Raw genomic sequence first — 2,990 nt, forward strand, 5'->3', positions numbered from 1 at the left:
CCGAAGATCGCCAATCCATAGAAGGACAGGAACAACAGGATCAGCACCGGCGTGCCCTGGATGATCTGTATATACACCGCCGAGAGCAGCCGCAGCGGCGCCAGGTGCGAGGTGCGCATCAGGGCCACGATGAAGCCGGCGATACCGCCACCGATGAAGGCCAGGGCCGAGAGCAACAGCGTCCAGCGTGCCGCTTCCAGCAGGAACAGGAAATTATCCCAAGAAAATTCAGCCAGCATCACATCCTCCTCGGACGGGCCACGCCCAGACGGCGACGGCGTTTGAAGACCACCAGCCCGATCAGCCAGAAGGCCAGACGGAACAGCAGGGCCAGCAGGATGTAGAGCACCATCACCACCAGGTAGATCTCGAAGCTGCGGAAGGTCTCGGCGTCCAGCAGGTTGGCCGTGGCCGTCAGTTCTTCTGCCGAGATGGCCGAGACGATGCTGGAGGCCAGCATCATCAGCGTGAACTGGCTGGCCAGCGCCGGATAGACTTTTTCCAATGCCGGTGTCAGCACCACGTGCCGGATCACTTGCCAGCGCGTCATGGCCAGCGCCTGCGCGGCCTCGATCTGTGAGGGGTGGATGGCCATCATGCCGGCGCGCACGATCTCGGTGGAGTAAGCACCGAGGTTGACCGTCATGGCCACCAGCGCGGCGATGTTGGCATCGACCTGCACGCCGATGGAAGGCAAGCCGAAGAAGATGATGAACAACTGCACCAGGAATGGCGTGCTGCGGATCAGCTCGACATAGGAGCTGACCGCCAGGCGTGCCGGTCTGCTGCCGTGGATGGAAATGATGGCGCCGAAAATACCGACAGCCAAACCGCAGATCATCGATAGCGCGCTCAAGCGTATGGTGAGCAGCGCGCCGACCAGCAACTGATCCAGATGCTGGAAGATGAACGCGAACTGAAAATCGTATTGCATCGTGTGCTCCTCCGCAAACCCGCGCCGCCCGTTCATCCCCTGAGCGACGCCTGATCTGTTCTTCCAGGCGGCGCACGCCATGCGTGCGCCACCGCTTCTGCAAGGCAGTTTCAGGGATCAGACACACCGCAGGGTTGGGCAGCGGACCGGCCCACTTGCGCGAGATGGCATCCAGTTCGCCGTTGAGCTTGACGTAGTAGATGAAGTTGTTGAGCCACTGTTGCAGTTCGTAGGAACCCTTGCGCACGGTCATCGAATTGGGTTGCACCGAGTACGGGAACTTGACTTCGATCTTGCCCTGGCCACGGCTCTTGACGATCTCGTTGGCCATGGTGTTGGGGATGGAAATCGCATCGACCTGGTTCGACAGCAGCGCCTGGGTCACCGTGGAATCATCCTCGAAGCGCACCAGCACCGTGCCCGGGGGCGCCAGGCGGGTCAGCGCGGTATCGTTGGTGGAGCCGCGCGAGACGCCCACTTTCTTCTTCACCAGATCATCCAGCTTCTTGTAGTGGCTGCCCACCGGGCCGACGATGGAGAGCTCGAAGCCGCTGTAGGGAATGGTGAAGAGCACCGACTTGGCACGCTCGGGCGTGGGCGCCAAGGTCGCGGCCAGCATGTCGACCTTGCCCGACTCCAGCGCCGGGATACGGGCCGGCGGCACCAGCGGCACGATCTCCACCGGCAGGCCGAGATACTTGCCGATCAGGTTGGCCACATCGACGTCATAGCCGATGGGCGTACCCTTGGCATCGACCGAGCCGAACGGCGGCGTGCCGCTGACCACGCCGATGGTGATCTTGCCCTTCTTGGTCAGCTCGGCAATGCTCTGCGCGCTGGCGCTGGCGGCGGTAGCCACTGCGCAGGCGGCGGCCAGCGTCAATGCGAGGAATTTGGCGTTGAAAATCTTCTTGATACTCATCCTGGTCTCCTGAAAATTGCCGTGTGGACGGCAGTGCTTTGAGTACGATTGGCGCCGAACCCTGCAACGCTTGGCCGCTCGGATTCTTATGCCCTCCTGGTTGCTGCCTGCTTGATCCCTCTCGATCTCAGGTCTGTGGTTCTACTTGATCTACTGTTCCGCCCTCTTGCAAGGTCTTACCACTGATGTATTTCTTGGCCCTGACCGATGGGACCGGTTCCAGGCCCGCGCCTCAGACGACGGCGTACTGGCCGGACTTGCTACTGCGGAGTTTGTCGCCAATGCCGGCGATGAGTGCACGCTGCGGATGACTGCCCACGCTGGCGGTGGAGCCACGACAGATCAGCCGTGGATCCAGCAGGATCTCCATGCGCACCGAGCGCTCGCCACGGATGCGCACCAACAGGCGCTCGATGGCGATAAAGCCGATTTCATAGGTCGGTTGTTCGATGGTGCTGATGCCGCTGCCCACCAGGGGCGACCAGGACAGTTCATCGAAGCACAGCAGCCCGACATCCTCGGGAAAGCGCAAGCCCATGCTCTGCAAGGCCAGCGCAATCTGCAACGACACCATGCCATTGCCGGCCAGCAGCGCCAGCCGCCCCTGGCTACCGGCAGCGGCGCGCCGCAGGAAGAATTCGCGCAGCACCGTGGCCACATGGCCGGGCTGTTCCAGGTCGACTTCCAGGGTCTCGCCATGGCAATCAGGCCGCTCGCTCATGGCCTGCAGGAAACCCGCCTGCCGCCCCTGGCGCGAACTGACGCCATACAGCGGCTGCACCACCAGGGCGATATCGGTATAGCCCTGGGCCAGCAGGTGACGCGAACCCAGTTGCGCGGCCTTGACGTTGTCCAGCCCTACCAGGTCGAAGTCGCAACCTTCCACGTGGCGATCCAGCAGCACCACCGGAAAGGCCGCCTGCCCCAGTTCGCGCAGCGGCGTCACATTGCGCCCCTGGGTATTGAACAGCAGCCCTTCGACGCTATAGGAATGCAGGGCCGCCAGCGACTGCTTCTCGCGCGCCTCATCATTGCCGGTGTTGCACAGCATGAGCGTATAGCCATGCTTCTGGCAGGCAGCCTCGGCGCCATGCAGCACGGCCACCGAATAAGGGTCAGGATATCGCCACCAAT

The 2,990-nt window shown here is 62.4% G+C and carries 3 protein-coding genes and 1 pseudogene; all 4 read right to left on the minus strand.

Features of this window, described 5'->3' with window-relative positions:
* Window positions 1-239 (minus strand): ABC transporter permease subunit (locus I5W_RS03305; protein ID WP_044528174.1); only part of this gene is annotated, 239 nt, incomplete at its 3' end.
* The gene (locus I5W_RS03310; protein WP_044528175.1) at window positions 239-934 is read right to left on the minus strand and encodes an amino acid ABC transporter permease; all 696 of its coding nucleotides are present in this window, start codon (window positions 932-934) and stop codon (window positions 239-241) included. The genes I5W_RS03305 and I5W_RS03310, both read right to left, overlap by 1 nt.
* A gap of 133 nt (window positions 935-1,067) precedes the next feature.
* Window positions 1,068-1,856: pseudogene (locus I5W_RS29340) on the minus strand (transporter substrate-binding domain-containing protein); the annotation flags it as partial.
* 232 nt (window positions 1,857-2,088) lie between these two features.
* The coding region (locus I5W_RS03320; RefSeq protein ID WP_044528177.1) for a substrate-binding domain-containing protein at window positions 2,089-2,990 on the minus strand (902 nt) is incomplete at its 5' end.

Source organism: Herbaspirillum sp. B65, from assembly GCF_000333555.1.
Classification (GTDB): Bacteria; Pseudomonadota; Gammaproteobacteria; order Burkholderiales; family Burkholderiaceae_D; genus Herbaspirillum; species Herbaspirillum rubrisubalbicans.